Consider the following 15,986-nt stretch of genomic DNA (forward strand, 5'->3'; position numbering starts at 1 on the left):
TATGTTTTTATAAAAATTTCTTTAGGAAAATTCATGGATATCAGAAAAGCTTATTTGGATTTTTTTGCATCAAAAGGACATGAGATAACCCCGTCAAGTCCTTTAGTTCCTGATGATGCAACTTTACTTTTTACCAATGCGGGTATGGTGCCTTTTAAAAGTATATTTACAGGAGAAATTCCACGCCCAAACCCTCCACGCAAAACAAGCTGTCAAACTTGTATAAGAGCGGGTGGAAAGCACAATGACTTAGATAATGTAGGATATACCGCACGCCATCATACTTTTTTTGAAATGCTTGGGAATTTTAGTTTTGGAGATTATTTTAAAGAACAAGCCATAGCTTATGCTTGGGAATTTGTAACTGAAGTTTTAAAACTACCTAAAGATAGACTTTATGTAACTGTGCATGAAAACGATGATGAAGCTTTTAATCTATGGCAAAAACACATTCAAAAAGAAAGAATTTACAAATTTGGTGATAAAGATAACTTCTGGCAAATGGGCGATACTGGTCCTTGTGGTCCTTGCAGTGAGATTTTTTATGACCAAGGACAAGAGCATTTTAACTCAAGCGAAGATTATATGGGCGGAGATGGAGATAGATTTTTAGAAATCTGGAATCTTGTTTTTATGCAATATGAAAGAAGTGCTGATGGAGTGCTTAGCCCACTGCCAAAGCCAAGTATTGATACAGGAATGGGGCTTGAAAGAGTAACAGCAATTAAAGAAGGTAAATTTAGCAATTTTGATAGCTCGCTTTTTATGCCAATCATCAATGAAATTTCAAAACTTTGTAACAAAACTTATGTTTATGAAAGTGGAGCAAGTTTTAGAGTCATAGCTGATCATATAAGATCAAGTGTATTTTTACTTGCACAAGGGGTAAGTTTTGATAAAGAAGGTAGGGGTTATGTTTTGCGTCGTATTTTGCGTCGTGCTTTAAGGCATGGATATTTGCTAGGTTTTAAACAAGCTTTTATGTATAAACTAGTTGATGTTGTGTGCGATTTAATGGGCGGACATTATACCTATCTTAATGAGAAAAAAGACTTTATAAAAGAACAAATTCGCCTTGAAGAAGAAAGATTTTTAAGCACTATAGAAAATGGGATTGAAATTTTTAATGAAGAGCTTAAAAACACTAAAGAAATTTTTAGCGGAGAAGTAGCCTTTAAGCTTTATGATACTTATGGTTTTCCGCTTGATTTAACGGCTGATATGCTAAGAGAAAAAAATCTTAAAGTTGATGAAGAAAAATTTGAACTTTTCATGAATGAGCAAAAAGCACGCGCTAAGGCTTCTTGGAAAGGAAGTGGAGATAAAACTGCAAGCGGAGATTTTAAAAACTTACTTGAAAAATTTGGAGAAAATCATTTCGTAGGTTATGAAAAAGCAGAATGCGAAAGTAAAATTTTAGCCCTTTTAGATGAAGATTTTAAAGAAGTTTCCACCCTTAAAGATGCGGGTTGGGTGATGCTTGAAAACACACCTTTTTATGCAACAAGTGGGGGGCAAAGTGCTGATAGTGGATTTATAGCTAAGCGTGAAGTTTTAGATACGCAAAAGTTTTTTAATCTCAATCTTAGCTTTATAAAAGCAGGCGAAGAACTAAAAGTTAACGATATAGTTCATGCAAGAATCGATACAGAAAAAAGAGAGCAAATCGCACGCCACCACTCAGCCACTCATCTTTTACATCATGCTTTAAGAGAAATTTTAGGTTCTCATGTAAGCCAAGCAGGATCTTTGGTTGAAAGCAATAAACTAAGATTTGATTTTACTCATCATAAAGCTTTAAACAAAGAAGAGCTAGAAAGCATTGAAAAAAGAGTCAATAAAATGATTATAAACTCAAGCGAAGCTATCTTAGAAAATATGCCTTTAGAAGAAGCTAAAAAAAGCGGTGCTATAGCATTGTTTAATGAAAAATACCAAGGCAATGTGCGTGTTTTAACTCTAGGTGAAAGCAAAGAACTTTGCGGGGGAACTCATGTTAAAAATACTGCTCAAATAGGAAGTTTTTACATAGTTAAAGAAAGTGGTGTGAGTGCTGGAGTTAGACGTATTGAAGCTGTGGTTTCTAAAGCGGCTTTAGAATTTGTAAAAAATCAACTCGAAGAACTTTCTAAAGTAAAAGATGAACTTAAAAATAATGATATTTTAAGCGGGATTAAAAAGCTTAAAAATGAAATTTTAAGTTTAAAAAATGAGCTTAAAAATTCAAGTAAAACCGAGCTTGATTCTAAAAATATCCAAGGTGTTGAAATTTGCGTAAAACGTATAGATAATGGCGATATTAAAGCTATGATTGATGATTTTAAAAACAAATTTGCTAAAGCGGTGATTTTACTTATCCAAGTAAAAGATGAAAAAATCACTTTAGCAGCTGGCGTTAAAGATGTGCCTTTAAAAGCAGGAGCTTTGGTTAAAGAAGCGGCGCAAATTTTAGGTGGAAATGGTGGCGGAAGAGATGATTTTGCTACTGCAGGTGGAAAAGATTTAAGCAAAATCAATGAAGCTTTAAAACAAAGCTTAGAAACGATAGAAAAAGCACTTTAATGTTAATTCTTGCTTCAAGTTCCATTTCAAGAGCTAACTTGCTTAAAACCGCAAAGATTGATTTTAGGCAAGTTAGTTTTGATTATGATGAAAATTTAAATAAAAATATTTCACCTTTTTTATATGTTCAAAAAATAGTTCTTGAAAAAGAAAGACAATTTTTAAGTACTTTAGGCAAAGATTTTCAAAACCAAAATTTGCTTTTTGCAGATAGTATAGTTTGTATAGATGAAAAAATTCTTACCAAAGCAAAGGATAAAAAAGAAGCTTATGAAATGCTTGCCTTGCAAAATGGAAAGTATGCAAGTATTTTATCGGCTTTTTTGCTTGTAAAACCTGAAAAAAGAGTTTTTTCTCTTTCAAAAACTACACTTTATTTTAAAAATTTTGATGAAAATGCTTTAAGAGATTATGTAGAAAATGATCTTTATAAAGGCAAGGCGGGTTGTATTATGTGTGAGGGTTTTCATCAAAATTTCATCACCCAACAAGTAGGAAATCTAAGCACTGCTTTAGGGCTTGATATCCAAACTTTAAAGGCTTATTTATGAAAATATTAAAATATATTTTTTCATTTTTTACTCTTTTGTTTATAACTGGATTTATTTATGTGGCTTATCTTTTCACAAGTGCTGATACTGAGGGTTATACTTTTAAAGAATACAAACCTCCTCTTACAACACAAATTTACGATAGAAATGGCAAGCTTGTGGCTAATATTTTTGAACAACATCGTTTTTACGCTCCTTATGAAGAGCTTCCTCCACGCCTTATAGAAGCTTTGGTTGCTATAGAAGATACAAGCTTTTTTGAACATAATGGAGTTAATATCGACGCCATTTTTAGAGCTGCCGTAAAAATTATAAAAAGTGGTGGAAAAACCATGGAAGGAGCTTCCACTCTTACTCAGCAATTTATTAAAAACACGGAATTAACCCCAGAAAGAACTATTGCGCGTAAAATTCGAGAAGCTTTGCTTGCTTATAAAATGGAAACCATTTTAACTAAGGAACAAATTTTAGAAAGGTATTTAAATTTTATCTTTTTTGGACATGGGTATTATGGAGTAAAAACCGCAGCTTTGGGGTATTTTCATAAAAATTTAAATGAACTAAGCCTTAAAGAGATTGCTATGCTAGTAGGTATGCCAAAAGCACCTAGCAGTTATGATCCTACAAAGCATTTAGATCTTTCCATCTCAAGAGCAAATAATGTTATTTCAAGAATGTATAATCTAGGTTGGATTTCAAAAGCAGATTATGATACAGCCATTAAAGAAATTCCGCAAGTTTATGATGATACGCTTACTCAAAATGCTGCTCCTTATGTCGTAGATGAAGTGATTAAACAATTAAGCCCTAATATCAAAGACTTAAAAACAGGTGGATATAAAATCATTTTAAATATAGACTTAGATGTTCAAAATATGGCACAGAATGCTTTAAAATTTGGTTATGATGAGATAGTAAAACGCGATAAAGATGCAAATTTAAGCACTTTAAACGGAGCTATGGTCGTGGTAAATCATCAAAGTGGTGATGTTTTAGCTTTGGTAGGTGGAGTTGATTATGAAAAAAGTAATTATAACCGCGCTACTCAAAGTATGCGTCAACCTGGAAGCTCTTTTAAACCTTTTGTGTATCAAGTGGCGATTAATTTAGGATATTCGCCTATGAGTGAAATTGCTGATATTTCTAGAATTTTTGAAGGTGGAGCGGGTAATAATGAGGATTGGAAACCTAAAAATGAAGGGGGTAAATTTTTAGGTTTAATTACCTTAAAAGAAGCTTTAACAAGATCAAGAAATTTAGCTACCATTAATCTCGCACTTGATATGGGGCTTGATGTTCTTTACTCTAAACTAATGGAATTTGGATTTAAAGATATACCGCCTAATTTATCAATCGTATTGGGAAGTTTTGGTATTTCTCCTTTGGAGTATTCGAAATTTTATACCATGTTTGGGAACTATGGTACGATTAAAGATCCTCAAATTATCAGACAAGTTCAGGATAAAACTGGTAAAACCATCATGGAATTTAACTCAAATGAGCGTAAAGTCAGCGATGAAGCGCAAAGTTTTCTGGTTTTAGATATGATGAGAAATGTTGTTGAAAAAGGCACAGGGCGTAATGCAAGAGTAAAAGATATAGAAATAGCAGGAAAAACAGGAACAACGAATAAAAGTGTTGATGCTTGGTTTTGTGGACTTACGCCTGAAATAGAAGCAATCATTTGGTATGGAAATGATAACAACAAGCCTATGCGTTATACAGAAGGTGGGGCTAGAACAGCTGCTCCTGTGTTTAGAGAATTTTTAACTCAATATATAGAAAAATTCCCTGATACAACTAGAAAATTTAGCATTCCTAATGGAGTTTATCGTGGAAATTATAAAGGAGAAAGTGCTTATTATACCACCAAATCACCATTACCAAAAGCAAATATGAAATTTAATGAAAGCGAGATTATATTTTGAAAGTAGAAAGATCTACTTTCAAAATGATTAAGCTTTTTTGATGATTATTTCATCATCTTTTGCATCAATGATAATGCTATCATTTTCATGAAGTTCATCAGCAAGTATCATATCGCTTAATTTATCTTCTATAAGATCATAAATAGCTCTTCTTAAAGGTCTAGCACCAAAATCAGGGTCAAAACCATCTTTAGCGATTAAAAGGGCTGCATTTTCGCTTAAACTTGCTTTTATTCCCTTGTTTTCTAAGCTCATTTGTAAATCTTTAAATAAAAGCTTGACTATTTCATAAGCTTCATCTTTTCCAAGTGGATTAAAGGTGATAATATCATCTAAACGGTTTAAAAACTCAGGTTTAAAGAAATTTTTTAACTCATTTTTTACCGCATCTTCTTGTTCTTTTCCGCTTAAATTCATAATAGCGTTTGAGGCGATATTAGAAGTTAGAATGATAATGGTATTTTTAAAATCCACTGTTACACCTTTGCTATCGGTTGCTCTACCATCATCTAAAATCCCTAAAAGCACATTAAATACATCTTTATGTGCTTTTTCAACTTCATCAAACAAAAGCACGCTATAAGGTTTTCTTCGTACGGCTTCAGTAAGCTCTCCACCTTCTTCATGTCCTATATATCCTGGAGGCGCACCTAAGAGTCTTGAAACACTATGTTTTTCCATAAATTCACTCATATCAAAGCGAATCATTGCTTTTTCATCATCAAATAAAAATTTTGCCAAAGCTTTAGCCGATTGTGTTTTTCCTACCCCTGTTGGCCCTAAAAATAAAAAGCTTCCTATAGGTTTATTGTCCGCATTAAGCCCTGCTTTGTTACGTTTAATGGCTCTAGCTAAAGCACTTAAGGCCTTATCTTGTCCTATGACACTTTCTTTTAAATGTTTTTCCACTTCTAAGAATTTTTGTTTTTCAGAAGTTAACATTTTTTGCACGCTAATACCCGTCCATTTGCTTAAAATTCCAGCAACCAAATCCTCATCTACTTGATTTTTAAGTAAAACTCCATTTTCACTCATTTTTTTCCATTTATCTTCTAAAATTTCTACTTCTTTTTCAAGACTTGGAATTTTTCCATACTCTAGCTCGGCTGCTTTTTGAAATTCACCTCTAGCTTTAGCCAAAGAAGCTTCATTTTTAAGCAGATCAATTTCTTTTTTCTTAGCACTTATGCCATCAAAAACACTTTTTTCATTTTCAAACTGTGAATTTAGGGCATTTTGTTTTTCTTTTAAATTAGCTAGTTCTTTTGCGATTTCATCGAGTCTTTTTTGATTTTTTTCATCATTTTCCATTTTTAAAGCTTCATTTTCAACTTCTAAAGTTTCTATATCTTTGCGTACTTTTCTTAAAGAACTTGGTTCGCTTTCAATTTGCATTTTCAGTTCAGCTGCAGCTTCATCGATTAAATCAATGGCCTTATCAGGTAAAAAACGATCTGCTATATAACGCTTTGAAAGTTTAGCTGCGGCTACTAAAGCACTATCATTTATGGTTACATTATGATGAATTTCAAGCTTTTCTTTTATACCCCTTAACATAGCCAAAGCCTCATTAACACTTGGCTCACCTACATTTACAGGTTGAAAACGGCGTTGCAAGGCTGCATCTTTTTCAAAATATTTACGATATTCTTTTAAAGTAGTTGCGCCTATGGTATGGAGTTCACCTCTTGCAAGAGCAGGTTTTAAAATATTTGCCGCATCCATGCTGCCTTCACTCGCTCCAGCTCCTACTATAGTGTGAATTTCATCGATAAAAAGAATGATATTTTCACTTTTTATCACTTCATTAACCACAGCTTTTAATCTATCTTCAAATTCTCCTCTGTATTTTGCACCTGCAATTAAAGCACTCATATCAAGAGCGATGACTTTTTTATTTTGCAAAGATTTTGGAACATCTTTTTTAATAATTCTTTGTGCTAAAGCTTCTACTATAGCTGTTTTTCCTACGCCTGGTTCACCTAAAAGTATAGGGTTATTTTTGGTTTTACGTATTAAAATTTGCATCAAACGTTCGATTTCTTCTTCTCTGCCTATAACAGGATCAAGTTTACCCTCGCTTGCTTTTAAGGTTAAATCTATACCAAATTTATTTAAGCTATCTAAAGTTTCATCGCTTGTTTTGCTATCCATTTTTCGTCCCGCTCTTAGACTTTCAAGCTCTTTTTGAAATTCTCTTAAATCTAAAAATTGCGCCAAAATTTCTTTAATAGGACTTTTTTGACTTTCACTTATAAGCCAAGTATCCACACTTAAATAACTATCTCCATTAGCACTCATTAATCCTTTAGCATTTTCTAATGAATTTATAAGTTCATTGGAAAAGCGTATATTTTCACGGTTTACATTTGAACTCGTTGCAAGTTTTGAAATTCTGCTTTTAATTTCAAGCTCTAAGGCTTCTTTAGAAATATTTAATTTATTTAAAATTTGATTTAAAATACTTGTACTATCTACGCTTAAAGCCCATAAAAGATGTAAAGGTACAACTTCATTATTTTTAGAATGTATAGCTAAAGATGCTGCACTTTCAAGGTTTGAAAGCATATTATCAGTTAAAAAATCTTGTATATTTGCCATGTTTTATCCTTTATTTAGTTTATAGACTTGCTATTATATAACTTTAGTCATATAATGTCAAGTTAATTGAGTAAAATTTTTTAAATAATAGGACAAATGACTAATTTTAGATTATTTCATAAACATATCTATAGCCTTGTTTAATTCTTCTATACTTTGAATATCATTTTCTTCTACGGCGTGTACCATACAATGAGCTAAATGTTCTTTTAAAACTACTTTTGCAGTATTGTTAACTTCGGCTTTTACGGCAGCAAGCTGGATTAAAATTTCACTACAGTCTTTGTCATTTTCAACCATTCTTTTAATAGCGCTTAAATGTCCTATGGTTCTACTTAGACGATTGCAAACTGCTTTAAGATGTTTTTGAGAATGTGTATGAGTATGTTTTTCTTGGCACATTGTATTAACTTTCTTTTTGAAATTTTTAGTCTATTTTAACATATTTTTAAGAATTTAAATTTATTTACGAATTTTTAAGCAATTTTTATTAAAATTTACTCTTTAAACTAAAACTCAATGATGGAGCTTATTTTGAAAACAAAACGATTTTTTGCGGGTCTTGCAGGCTTTGCCACTACTTTCATTTTATGTCTATTTTTAACAAGTCATTTACAAGCTAAAGTTGATCAAAAAGAAGAGCAGGTTCAAAAACGCCTAGAAGCTTTAGATAAGCTTACAAAAACTCTTGCCATAGTAGAGCAATACTATGTGGATGATCAAAATATCAGCGATTTGGTGGATAAATCTTTATCAGGACTTTTAAGCAATCTTGATGCGCATTCTTCTTTTTTAAATGAAAAAGATTTTAATGATATGAAAATTCAAACCAATGGCGAATTTGGTGGCCTTGGTATAACCGTAGGTATGAAAGATGGTGCTTTAACAGTTGTTTCTCCTATAGAAGGAACACCAGCAGATAAAGCAGGGATAAAATCAGGAGATATTATTTTAAAAATTAATGATGAGGCCACTTTAGGAATTAATCTCAATGATGCTGTAGATAAAATGCGTGGTAAGCCAAAAACTCAAATCACTTTAACTATTTTTAGAAAAGGTGCAACAAAACCTTTTGATGTTACACTTATAAGAGAAATTATTAAGATAGAAAGTGTTTATGCAAAAATGATAGAAAATGAAAACATTCTTTATCTTAGGGTTGCAAATTTTGATAAAAATGTTGTAGATGTGGCAAGTAAAGAACTTAAAAAATATCCTAATGTTAAAGGAGTTATTTTAGATCTTAGAAATAATCCTGGTGGACTTTTAAATCAAGCCATAGGACTTGTAAATTTATTTGTAGATAAAGGTGTTATTGTTTCTCAAAAAGGACGCATCGCAAGTGAAAATCAAGAATATAAAGCCGATCCTAAAAACAAAATTTCTAATGCTTCTTTGGTTGTGCTTGTAAATGGTGGAAGTGCTAGTGCAAGTGAAATCGTAAGCGGAGCTTTACAAGATCTTAAACGCGGTGTTATTGTGGGTGAAAATACTTTTGGAAAAGGTAGTGTTCAGCAAATCATACCTATTAATAAAACTGAAGCTTTAAGGCTTACTATTGCAAGATATTATCTTCCAAGCGGGCGTACTATTCAAGCAGTGGGTGTAAAACCTGATATTGAAGTTTTTCCAGGTAAAGTAAATACTCAAGAAGATGGTTTTTCTATAAAAGAAAGCGACTTAAAACAACATTTAGAAAGTGAGCTTGAAAAAATAGATAAAAATAAAAAAGAAGATAAACAAGAAAATAAAGACAATAAAAATCTAATCAGTCAAAAACAAATCAATGATGACGCACAGTTAAAATCAGCTATTGATACTATTAAAATTTTAAATATCAAACAAGGACAATAAAATGACAAAAAAAGAAATGCTTTATGAAGGAAAAGGTAAAAAACTTTTCAAAACTGATGATGAAAATTTACTAATTAGTGAGTTTAAAGATGATTTAACTGCTTTTAATGCAGAAAAAAGAGGCAATGAAAGTGGAAAAGGTGCATTAAACTGTAAAATCAGTACTGAAATTTTTCATTTGCTTGAAAAAAATGGGATTAAAACCCATTTGGTAGAAATTATAAGCGATACAGAACAAGTGGTTAAAAAATGTAAAATTGTTCCTATTGAAGTTATAGTACGCAATGTTGCAACAGGTTCTCTTACAAAAAGACTGGGCATTAAAGATGGCACTGTGCTACCTTTTGCTTTGGTGGAATTTTGTCTTAAAGATGATGCCTTAGGCGATCCTTTTATCAATGATGAGCATTGTTTGATTTTAAATTTAGTGCAAAATGAAGCTCAAATTAGTGAAATTAAAAATATGGCTAGGAAAATCAACTCTATTTTAACTCCATTTTTTGACAATAAGAATTTAAGGTTGATTGACTTTAAAATCGAACTGGGTTTAACTAAAGATAATGAGCTTGTTTTAGCTGATGAAATAAGCCCTGATAGTTGTAGATTCTGGGATAAATTTAGTAATGAAAAATTAGATAAAGATAGATTTCGTCAAGATCTAGGTAATGTAAAAATGGCTTATGAAGAAGTTTTAAAAAGAATATTAAATTAAGGAAAAATATGGAAGTTATTGTAAATATTTCTTTAAAAAATGGGGTTTTAGATCCACAAGGCAAAGCGGTGGAAAAAGCTTTGCATTCTTTAAATTTTAATAGTGTTAAAGAAGTAAAAATAGCAAAACAAATCAAAATTTCTCTTGATGAGAAAGATGAAAAATTAGCCAAAGAACAAGTAAAAAAAATGTGTGAAGAGTTGTTGGTAAATAGCGTCATTGAAGATTATGAGCTTATAATTGAGAAAGAATAAAATGAAAGTTGCTATTATTAGATTTCCAGGGACAAATTGTGAATTTGATACAACTTATGCCTTTGAAAAACTTGGAGTAAAGACGCAGATTGTTTGGCATGAAGAAAAAGAATTTGATGCAGATTTAGTTGTTTTACCAGGAGGATTTTCTTATGGAGATTATCTAAGATGCGCAGCTATTGCAAAACTTGCTCCTGCTATGCAAGGTGTTTTTAATCATGCAAAAAAAGGAGGATATATCTTAGGTATTTGTAATGGTTTTCAAATTTTACTTGAAAGCGGTCTTTTAAAAGGTGCAATGAAGCATAACAACAATCTTAGCTTTATCTCAAAAAACCAAAGTTTAAGAGTGGTTTCTAATGATAATGCCTTTTTGAAAAATTTCAAAAAAGATGAAATTATTAATTTACCAATTGCCCATGGAGAGGGAAATTATTACGCTGATGAGACTACTTTAAAAGAATTGCAAGATAAAGATCTTATTATTCTAAAATACGAGCCAAATCCAAATGGTTCTGTATTTGATATCGCAGGAATTTGTGATGAAAACAAAAAAATCTTTGGACTCATGCCCCATCCTGAGCGTGCTTGTGAAAAAGTTCTAGGTAATGATGTAGGTTTAAAAATGCTTAAAGGCTTTTTACTTGAAAATTTTATTAACTTTAATTTTTAGCATTGTTGTATTGTTTGGCAGGGGTGAAATTTCTGTATTTAGCGGCCAAGATGAAAATATGCAAAAAGAATTACAAAAATTACCCCAAGAAGAACAAAAAATTTATCAAAATATTCCGCCAAGTGATGAAAACAATGACTTTGAAAGCAATGTAGATGATCCTTTTGTAGCCAAAGGGAGTTTGGTTCTTACAAATGATGAATATCCAAGTAGAGTATATGTTGGAGAAGTTTTTCCTATTACGATCTATGCTCGCACTACGGAAAATATAAAATTTGATTTTAACATAAGCGTAGAAAAAACTAACTTATCTTTTTTGAATCCAGATGCAAAATGGGAATTTATCAACAATGAATATAAAACAACTTTATGGTTTGAAGCCAAAAATTCAAATGCTAGTTTGAGTAAAATTTCTATCAAACTTCTTAGAAATAATGAAGCTTTTCAAGAGGCTGATATCAATCTTAATCCTATCAAATTTGAAAATACTTTATTCAATAAAGATTTTTCACACCTTGTGGCAAGTTCTTTGGAAATTAAAAAAGTTAAAGCGAGTTATTTTGATGATGCTAATATCATTATGATGATAGAACTAAACGCAACCAATACAAATCTTAAAAGCTTTTTTATAGAAGGAATTCAAAAGCAAGGTATTGAAAATTTAAAAGGGGATTTTAATGCTTCTAGCGCTTTTTATTATGCTATTTTGCCATTAAGTAAAACAAATTTTGAATTTTCGTATTTCAATAAGGACAGTAAAAAGCTTGAAAATATAAATTTAAAATTAAAAATTAGTGACGATGAGATTAGTACTCAGAGTGATTTAAATCCTGTAAATAAAGACTTAAATATTTATAAACAATATACCTTATGGTTTTTAGCGGTTTTATTTGGAGCTTTATTTGTATGGAGAAAAAATTACATTATTCTGGCTTTGGCAGTTGTTTGTTTTGCACTTAGTTTTCTTGTAGATACCAATACTCAAAATGCAATTATCAAGGCTGGTTCTAGGGCTAAAATTTTACCTACAGAGCCTTCAACTTATTTTTATACGGCAAATGCAGATGAAAAAGTAGAAGTTTTGGGCAAAAGACAAAATTATATTAAAGTATTGTTTTCTGATGGAAAAATAGGTTGGGTTAATAAAGATGATTTACAAAAAAATTAAAGCTCTTTATTTTTGGATTTTTTTTGTTTTAAGTGTTGCTTTGGTGATTTTTTGTTTTTGCTTTACAAAATCTCAAAACACACTTTGGAAAATCCGCAAAATTTGGGCTAAATTTCAAAGATATACTATCTCTTATAAACAAGAAATCATTGGTGCTTTTAATCCACAAGCTCAGATGATTTTAATGAATCATCAAAGTGCTTTAGATATCATCGCTTTAGAAGAATTATATCCTAAAAATTTATGCTGGATTGCCAAAAAAGAATTAGGAGAAATTCCTATTTTCAAAGTTACTATGAAAAAACCAAAACTTCTTTGTATAGATAGAAAAAATCCGCGTGATTTGGTACGAGTTTTAAAAGAAGCAAAAGAAAGAATTAGTGAAGATAGGGTTTTGGCTATTTTTCCAGAAGGAACTAGATCTAAAAATGAAAAAATGCTTAAATTTCAAAGTGGAGCAAAAATTTTAAGTGAAAAATTAAATCTTAAAGTTCAACCTATTTTAATTGTGGATTCTGCAAAAATTTTAGACACAAAAAGTTTTAGTGCAAGCAGCGGAGTACTTAAAATCATTTGTATGGATTTAGTCGATACAAATGATGAAAAATGGCTTGAAAACACCAGAAAAAAAATGCAAGAATTACTCGATCAAGAAAGAGCTAAGCTTTGCTAAATACCCTTTTAGTTGTTGGTTTTGGGGGATTTATAGGAGCAATCTTAAGAATGTTTTCTATTAATTTAGTGAATAAATTTTTTCCTTATTCTATCAGCCTTGGAACTCTTTTTGTTAATGTTTTGGGTTCTTTTATCATAGGACTTTTGTTTTCTTATGCACAAAATAAAGGTTTATCTCCTTTACTTAAAAGCTTTATAAGTACAGGTTTTTTAGGAGCTTTTACAACTTTTTCTACTTTTTCTTATCAAAATTTACTTCTTTTGCAAAGTGGAAATTATCTTCATTTTGCGTTAAATATTATCTTAAATGTCTTTCTTTGCTTATTTGCCGCATGGCTTGGTTTTATAATTTTCAAATAAATCTTTAAATTTACTTTAGAATTTGTATTTTTTGCTAAAATACCACTTTAAAAAATTACAAAGGAAGTTAAAATGCAATTTCAAACCGAAGTCAATCAGCTTTTACAGCTTATGATACATTCTTTATATTCTAATAAAGAAATTTTTTTAAGAGAACTTATTTCAAATGCAAGCGATGCTTTAGATAAGCTTAATTTTTTAAGCGTAAGTGATGATAAATATAAAAGCTTAAAATTTGAACCTAAAATTGAAATCAAAATTGATAAAGATAAAAAAACTTTAAGTATTAGTGATAATGGTATAGGTATGGATAAAGATGATCTTATCAACAACCTTGGAACCATAGCAAAAAGCGGCACTAAAAGCTTTTTAGAAAATTTGAGCGGTGATGCTAAAAAAGATTCTCAACTCATAGGACAATTTGGAGTAGGTTTTTATTCTGCTTTTATGGTGGCTAGCAAAATTGAAGTTTTAAGTAAAAAAGCTTTAGATGATAAAGCTTATCTTTGGAGTTCCGATGCAAATGGTTATGAGATTAATGACGCAAGCAAAGAAGAACAAGGAACAAGCATTACTTTATATTTAAAAGATGATGAGTTTGCTAATACTTATAAAATCGAAAGCATTATAGAAAAATATTCTAATCATATTCAATTTCCAATTTTCATGGAAAAAGAAGAATTTACTCCTGCTAAAGAGGGCGAAGAAGAAGGAAAAACTGAACTTAAAATTTCTCAAATCAATAAAGCCAATGCTTTATGGAGAATACAAAAATCAAGCCTTAAAGCAGAAGATTATGAAAGATTTTATGAGCAAAATTTTCATGATTCAAACAAACCTTTACTTTATCTTCACACTAAAAGCGAAGGAAAATTAGAATACAATTCCTTATTTTTCATACCACAAAATGCACCTTTTGATTTATTCCGTGTGGATTATCAAAGCGGCTTAAAACTTTATGTAAAACGCGTATTTATCAGCGATGACGATAAAGAACTTTTACCAACTTATTTGCGTTTTGTGCGGGGGATTATCGATGTAGAAGATTTACCACTTAATGTAAGTCGTGAAATTTTACAAGAAAATCAAATTTTAAAAGGTGTTAAAGAAGCTAGCGTTAAAAAGATTTTAGGTGAACTTGAAAAACTTAAAAACAATGATAAAGAAAAATACTTATCTTTCTTTAAAACCTTTGGCAAGGTATTAAAAGAAGGACTTTATGGTTTTGGCGGAGAAAAAGACAGTCTTTTAAAACTCATGCTTTATAAAAGCACCAAAGGTGAAAATTTACGCTCTTTAGAAGAGTATAAAAATGACCTTCAAGGCGAACAAAAGGAAATTTTTTATATAGCAGGAAATAATGAAAGTTTATTAAGAACCTCTCCTTTGCTTGAAGAGTATAAACAAAAAAATATAGAAGTTTTACTCATGGATGATGAGATTGATTCTTTGGTAACTCCTATGCTAGAATTTGAAGGTTTGAAATTTGTAGCTATTAATCAAGTAGAAGATAAAAATGAACTAAGCGATGAAGAAAAAAATACTTTTGCTCCACTTGTAGCTAAATTTAAAGAACTTCTAAAAGATCAAGTTGAAGATGTAAGACTAACCAGTCGTTTAAAAGATAGTCCAAGTTGTATAGTTTATGATAAAAATAAACCTGATTTTGCTATGCAACAACTCTTAAAACAAATGGGTCAAGAACAAAATTTCAAACCTATTTTAGAAATCAATCCAAAACATGCTATTTTTACAGGTCTTAAAAACAACGAAAGTTTTAGTGCAGATATAGCAACCCTAGTTTTAAATATGGCAAAACTAAGCGAAGGTATGGGAGTGGATAATCCTGCTGAATTTAATGCAAGTCTTACAAAAATTATCAATAAGGCTTTTTCATGATAGAAAATATCCCTGCAAGTCTTTGGACAAAGCAAGATTTAAACGCATATCAAATTTTTGATGTGCGTACTCCTTTAGAATGGGAAGAGGGTATTTTACCTAATGCGCAATGTGTGGCTTTATATGATAATCAAAGGCTTTTAAATGCTAAATTTTTAGATGAATTTCAAAGCAAAAGAGATGAAAGTAAAAAACTTGCTTTTATTTGTCGTAGTGGCCATAGAAGCATGGTTGCAGCTGAATTTATAGCTGAAAAATTGGGACTTGAAAGCATCAATTTAGATGGCGGAATGCTAGCCCTTAAGGGTTGTTAATGCTAGGAATTTATTTACTCATAGCAGCTTTGTCTTTTTTAGCTCTTTATTTTGCTGTTAAAAAGCTTACTTTAAATATAGACGAGCAAACCCTTTTAGAGCCTATTAAAATGGATGTTTATCCGAAATTTTGCGATTTAATCGATGAAAAAATCAGAGAATTTAAAGAAAATGTCCAAAATACTAATTTAGCATTAAAAAATTCTGATCAAAAAGATGAATTTTTAGAAAAACTTGGGGATTTAAGCAGAGAGTTGACTTTCATACAAACCATGAATTTAAGCAATAAAAACGATAGTATCTGGCAAAATGAACTTTTTTCTTTTTTAAAGGAATTAGAAAATTTATTGCTTGAGTATCTAGAAAAAGGTGAAGAAGAAGCCGAAAATTTAAGAGAATTTCTGATGAATGAATTTGAAAAACTAAAAGGTTAGG

General features: G+C 30.8%; 15 protein-coding genes. 13 read left to right on the top strand and 2 right to left on the bottom strand.

Going from position 1 to position 15,986, the window contains the following annotated elements; genetic code table 11:
* Positions 1–33 precede the first annotated feature (33 nt).
* Genes alaS through FBF02_RS02510 form a run of 3 tightly spaced genes read left to right on the top strand, consistent with a single transcriptional unit; the run spans position 34 to position 5,041 of the window.
* Positions 34–2,562 (top strand): alanine--tRNA ligase, encoded by a 2,529-nt coding sequence (alaS, locus tag FBF02_RS02500; RefSeq protein WP_002858583.1) that lies wholly within the window; start codon positions 34–36, stop codon positions 2,560–2,562.
* Positions 2,562–3,113, top strand: coding sequence for a septum formation inhibitor Maf (gene maf, locus FBF02_RS02505; protein ID WP_002855005.1), 552 nt, complete (start codon positions 2,562–2,564; stop codon positions 3,111–3,113). The genes alaS and maf overlap by 1 nt, the downstream gene beginning before the upstream one ends.
* On the top strand, positions 3,110–5,041 hold the full coding sequence (locus FBF02_RS02510) for a penicillin-binding protein 1A (RefSeq protein WP_002858576.1): 1,932 nt from the start codon (positions 3,110–3,112) through the stop codon (positions 5,039–5,041). The genes maf and FBF02_RS02510 overlap by 4 nt, the downstream gene beginning before the upstream one ends.
* Positions 5,042–5,068: 27 nt before the next feature.
* Here FBF02_RS02510 and FBF02_RS02515 read toward each other — a convergent pair whose 3' ends face one another.
* Positions 5,069–7,642: an AAA family ATPase gene (locus tag FBF02_RS02515; RefSeq protein WP_002858618.1), complete on the bottom strand. Its 2,574-nt coding sequence runs from the start codon at positions 7,640–7,642 to the stop codon at positions 5,069–5,071.
* 111 nt (positions 7,643–7,753) lie between these two features.
* On the bottom strand, positions 7,754–8,044 hold the full coding sequence (locus tag FBF02_RS02520; protein ID WP_002855280.1) for a metal-sensing transcriptional repressor: 291 nt from the start codon (positions 8,042–8,044) through the stop codon (positions 7,754–7,756).
* Between the two features lie 117 nt (positions 8,045–8,161).
* Between FBF02_RS02520 and FBF02_RS02525 the strand changes: the two genes are divergently transcribed.
* From FBF02_RS02525 to FBF02_RS02570, 10 genes are all read left to right on the top strand, one after another.
* On the top strand, positions 8,162–9,496 hold the full coding sequence (locus tag FBF02_RS02525; RefSeq protein WP_021034195.1) for a S41 family peptidase: 1,335 nt from the start codon (positions 8,162–8,164) through the stop codon (positions 9,494–9,496).
* Position 9,497: 1 nt separating this feature from the next.
* The gene (gene purC / locus FBF02_RS02530; protein WP_002858572.1) at positions 9,498–10,208 is read left to right on the top strand and encodes a phosphoribosylaminoimidazolesuccinocarboxamide synthase; all 711 of its coding nucleotides are present in this window, start codon (positions 9,498–9,500) and stop codon (positions 10,206–10,208) included.
* Between the two features lie 8 nt (positions 10,209–10,216).
* Complete coding sequence (gene purS / locus FBF02_RS02535) at positions 10,217–10,462, top strand: phosphoribosylformylglycinamidine synthase subunit PurS (RefSeq protein WP_002858611.1); 246 nt, start codon at positions 10,217–10,219, stop codon at positions 10,460–10,462.
* Between the two features lies 1 nt (position 10,463).
* Positions 10,464–11,135 (top strand): phosphoribosylformylglycinamidine synthase I, encoded by a 672-nt coding sequence (purQ, locus tag FBF02_RS02540; RefSeq protein ID WP_002858528.1) that lies wholly within the window; start codon positions 10,464–10,466, stop codon positions 11,133–11,135.
* Entirely contained in the window at positions 11,107–12,303 is a 1,197-nt protein-coding gene (locus FBF02_RS02545; RefSeq protein WP_021034196.1) for an SH3 domain-containing protein, read from the top strand. Before purQ ends, FBF02_RS02545 begins: the two co-directional genes overlap by 29 nt.
* Positions 12,284–12,976: a lysophospholipid acyltransferase family protein gene (locus tag FBF02_RS02550; protein ID WP_002893745.1), complete on the top strand. Its 693-nt coding sequence runs from the start codon at positions 12,284–12,286 to the stop codon at positions 12,974–12,976. The genes FBF02_RS02545 and FBF02_RS02550 overlap by 20 nt, the downstream gene beginning before the upstream one ends.
* Positions 12,970–13,338: a fluoride efflux transporter CrcB gene (crcB, locus tag FBF02_RS02555; RefSeq protein WP_002859058.1), complete on the top strand. Its 369-nt coding sequence runs from the start codon at positions 12,970–12,972 to the stop codon at positions 13,336–13,338. The genes FBF02_RS02550 and crcB overlap by 7 nt, the downstream gene beginning before the upstream one ends.
* Before the next feature lie 72 nt (positions 13,339–13,410).
* The gene (gene htpG, locus FBF02_RS02560; RefSeq protein ID WP_002893743.1) at positions 13,411–15,237 is read left to right on the top strand and encodes a molecular chaperone HtpG; all 1,827 of its coding nucleotides are present in this window, start codon (positions 13,411–13,413) and stop codon (positions 15,235–15,237) included.
* Positions 15,234–15,551, top strand: coding sequence for a rhodanese-like domain-containing protein (locus tag FBF02_RS02565; RefSeq protein ID WP_002893742.1), 318 nt, complete (start codon positions 15,234–15,236; stop codon positions 15,549–15,551). Before htpG ends, FBF02_RS02565 begins: the two co-directional genes overlap by 4 nt.
* On the top strand, positions 15,551–15,985 hold the full coding sequence (locus FBF02_RS02570) for a hypothetical protein (RefSeq protein WP_002893739.1): 435 nt from the start codon (positions 15,551–15,553) through the stop codon (positions 15,983–15,985). The genes FBF02_RS02565 and FBF02_RS02570 overlap by 1 nt, the downstream gene beginning before the upstream one ends.
* Position 15,986: the final 1 nt, after the last annotated feature.

This window comes from Campylobacter sp. CFSAN093226 (genome assembly GCF_012897595.1).
Taxonomy (GTDB): domain Bacteria; phylum Campylobacterota; class Campylobacteria; order Campylobacterales; family Campylobacteraceae; genus Campylobacter_D; species Campylobacter_D jejuni.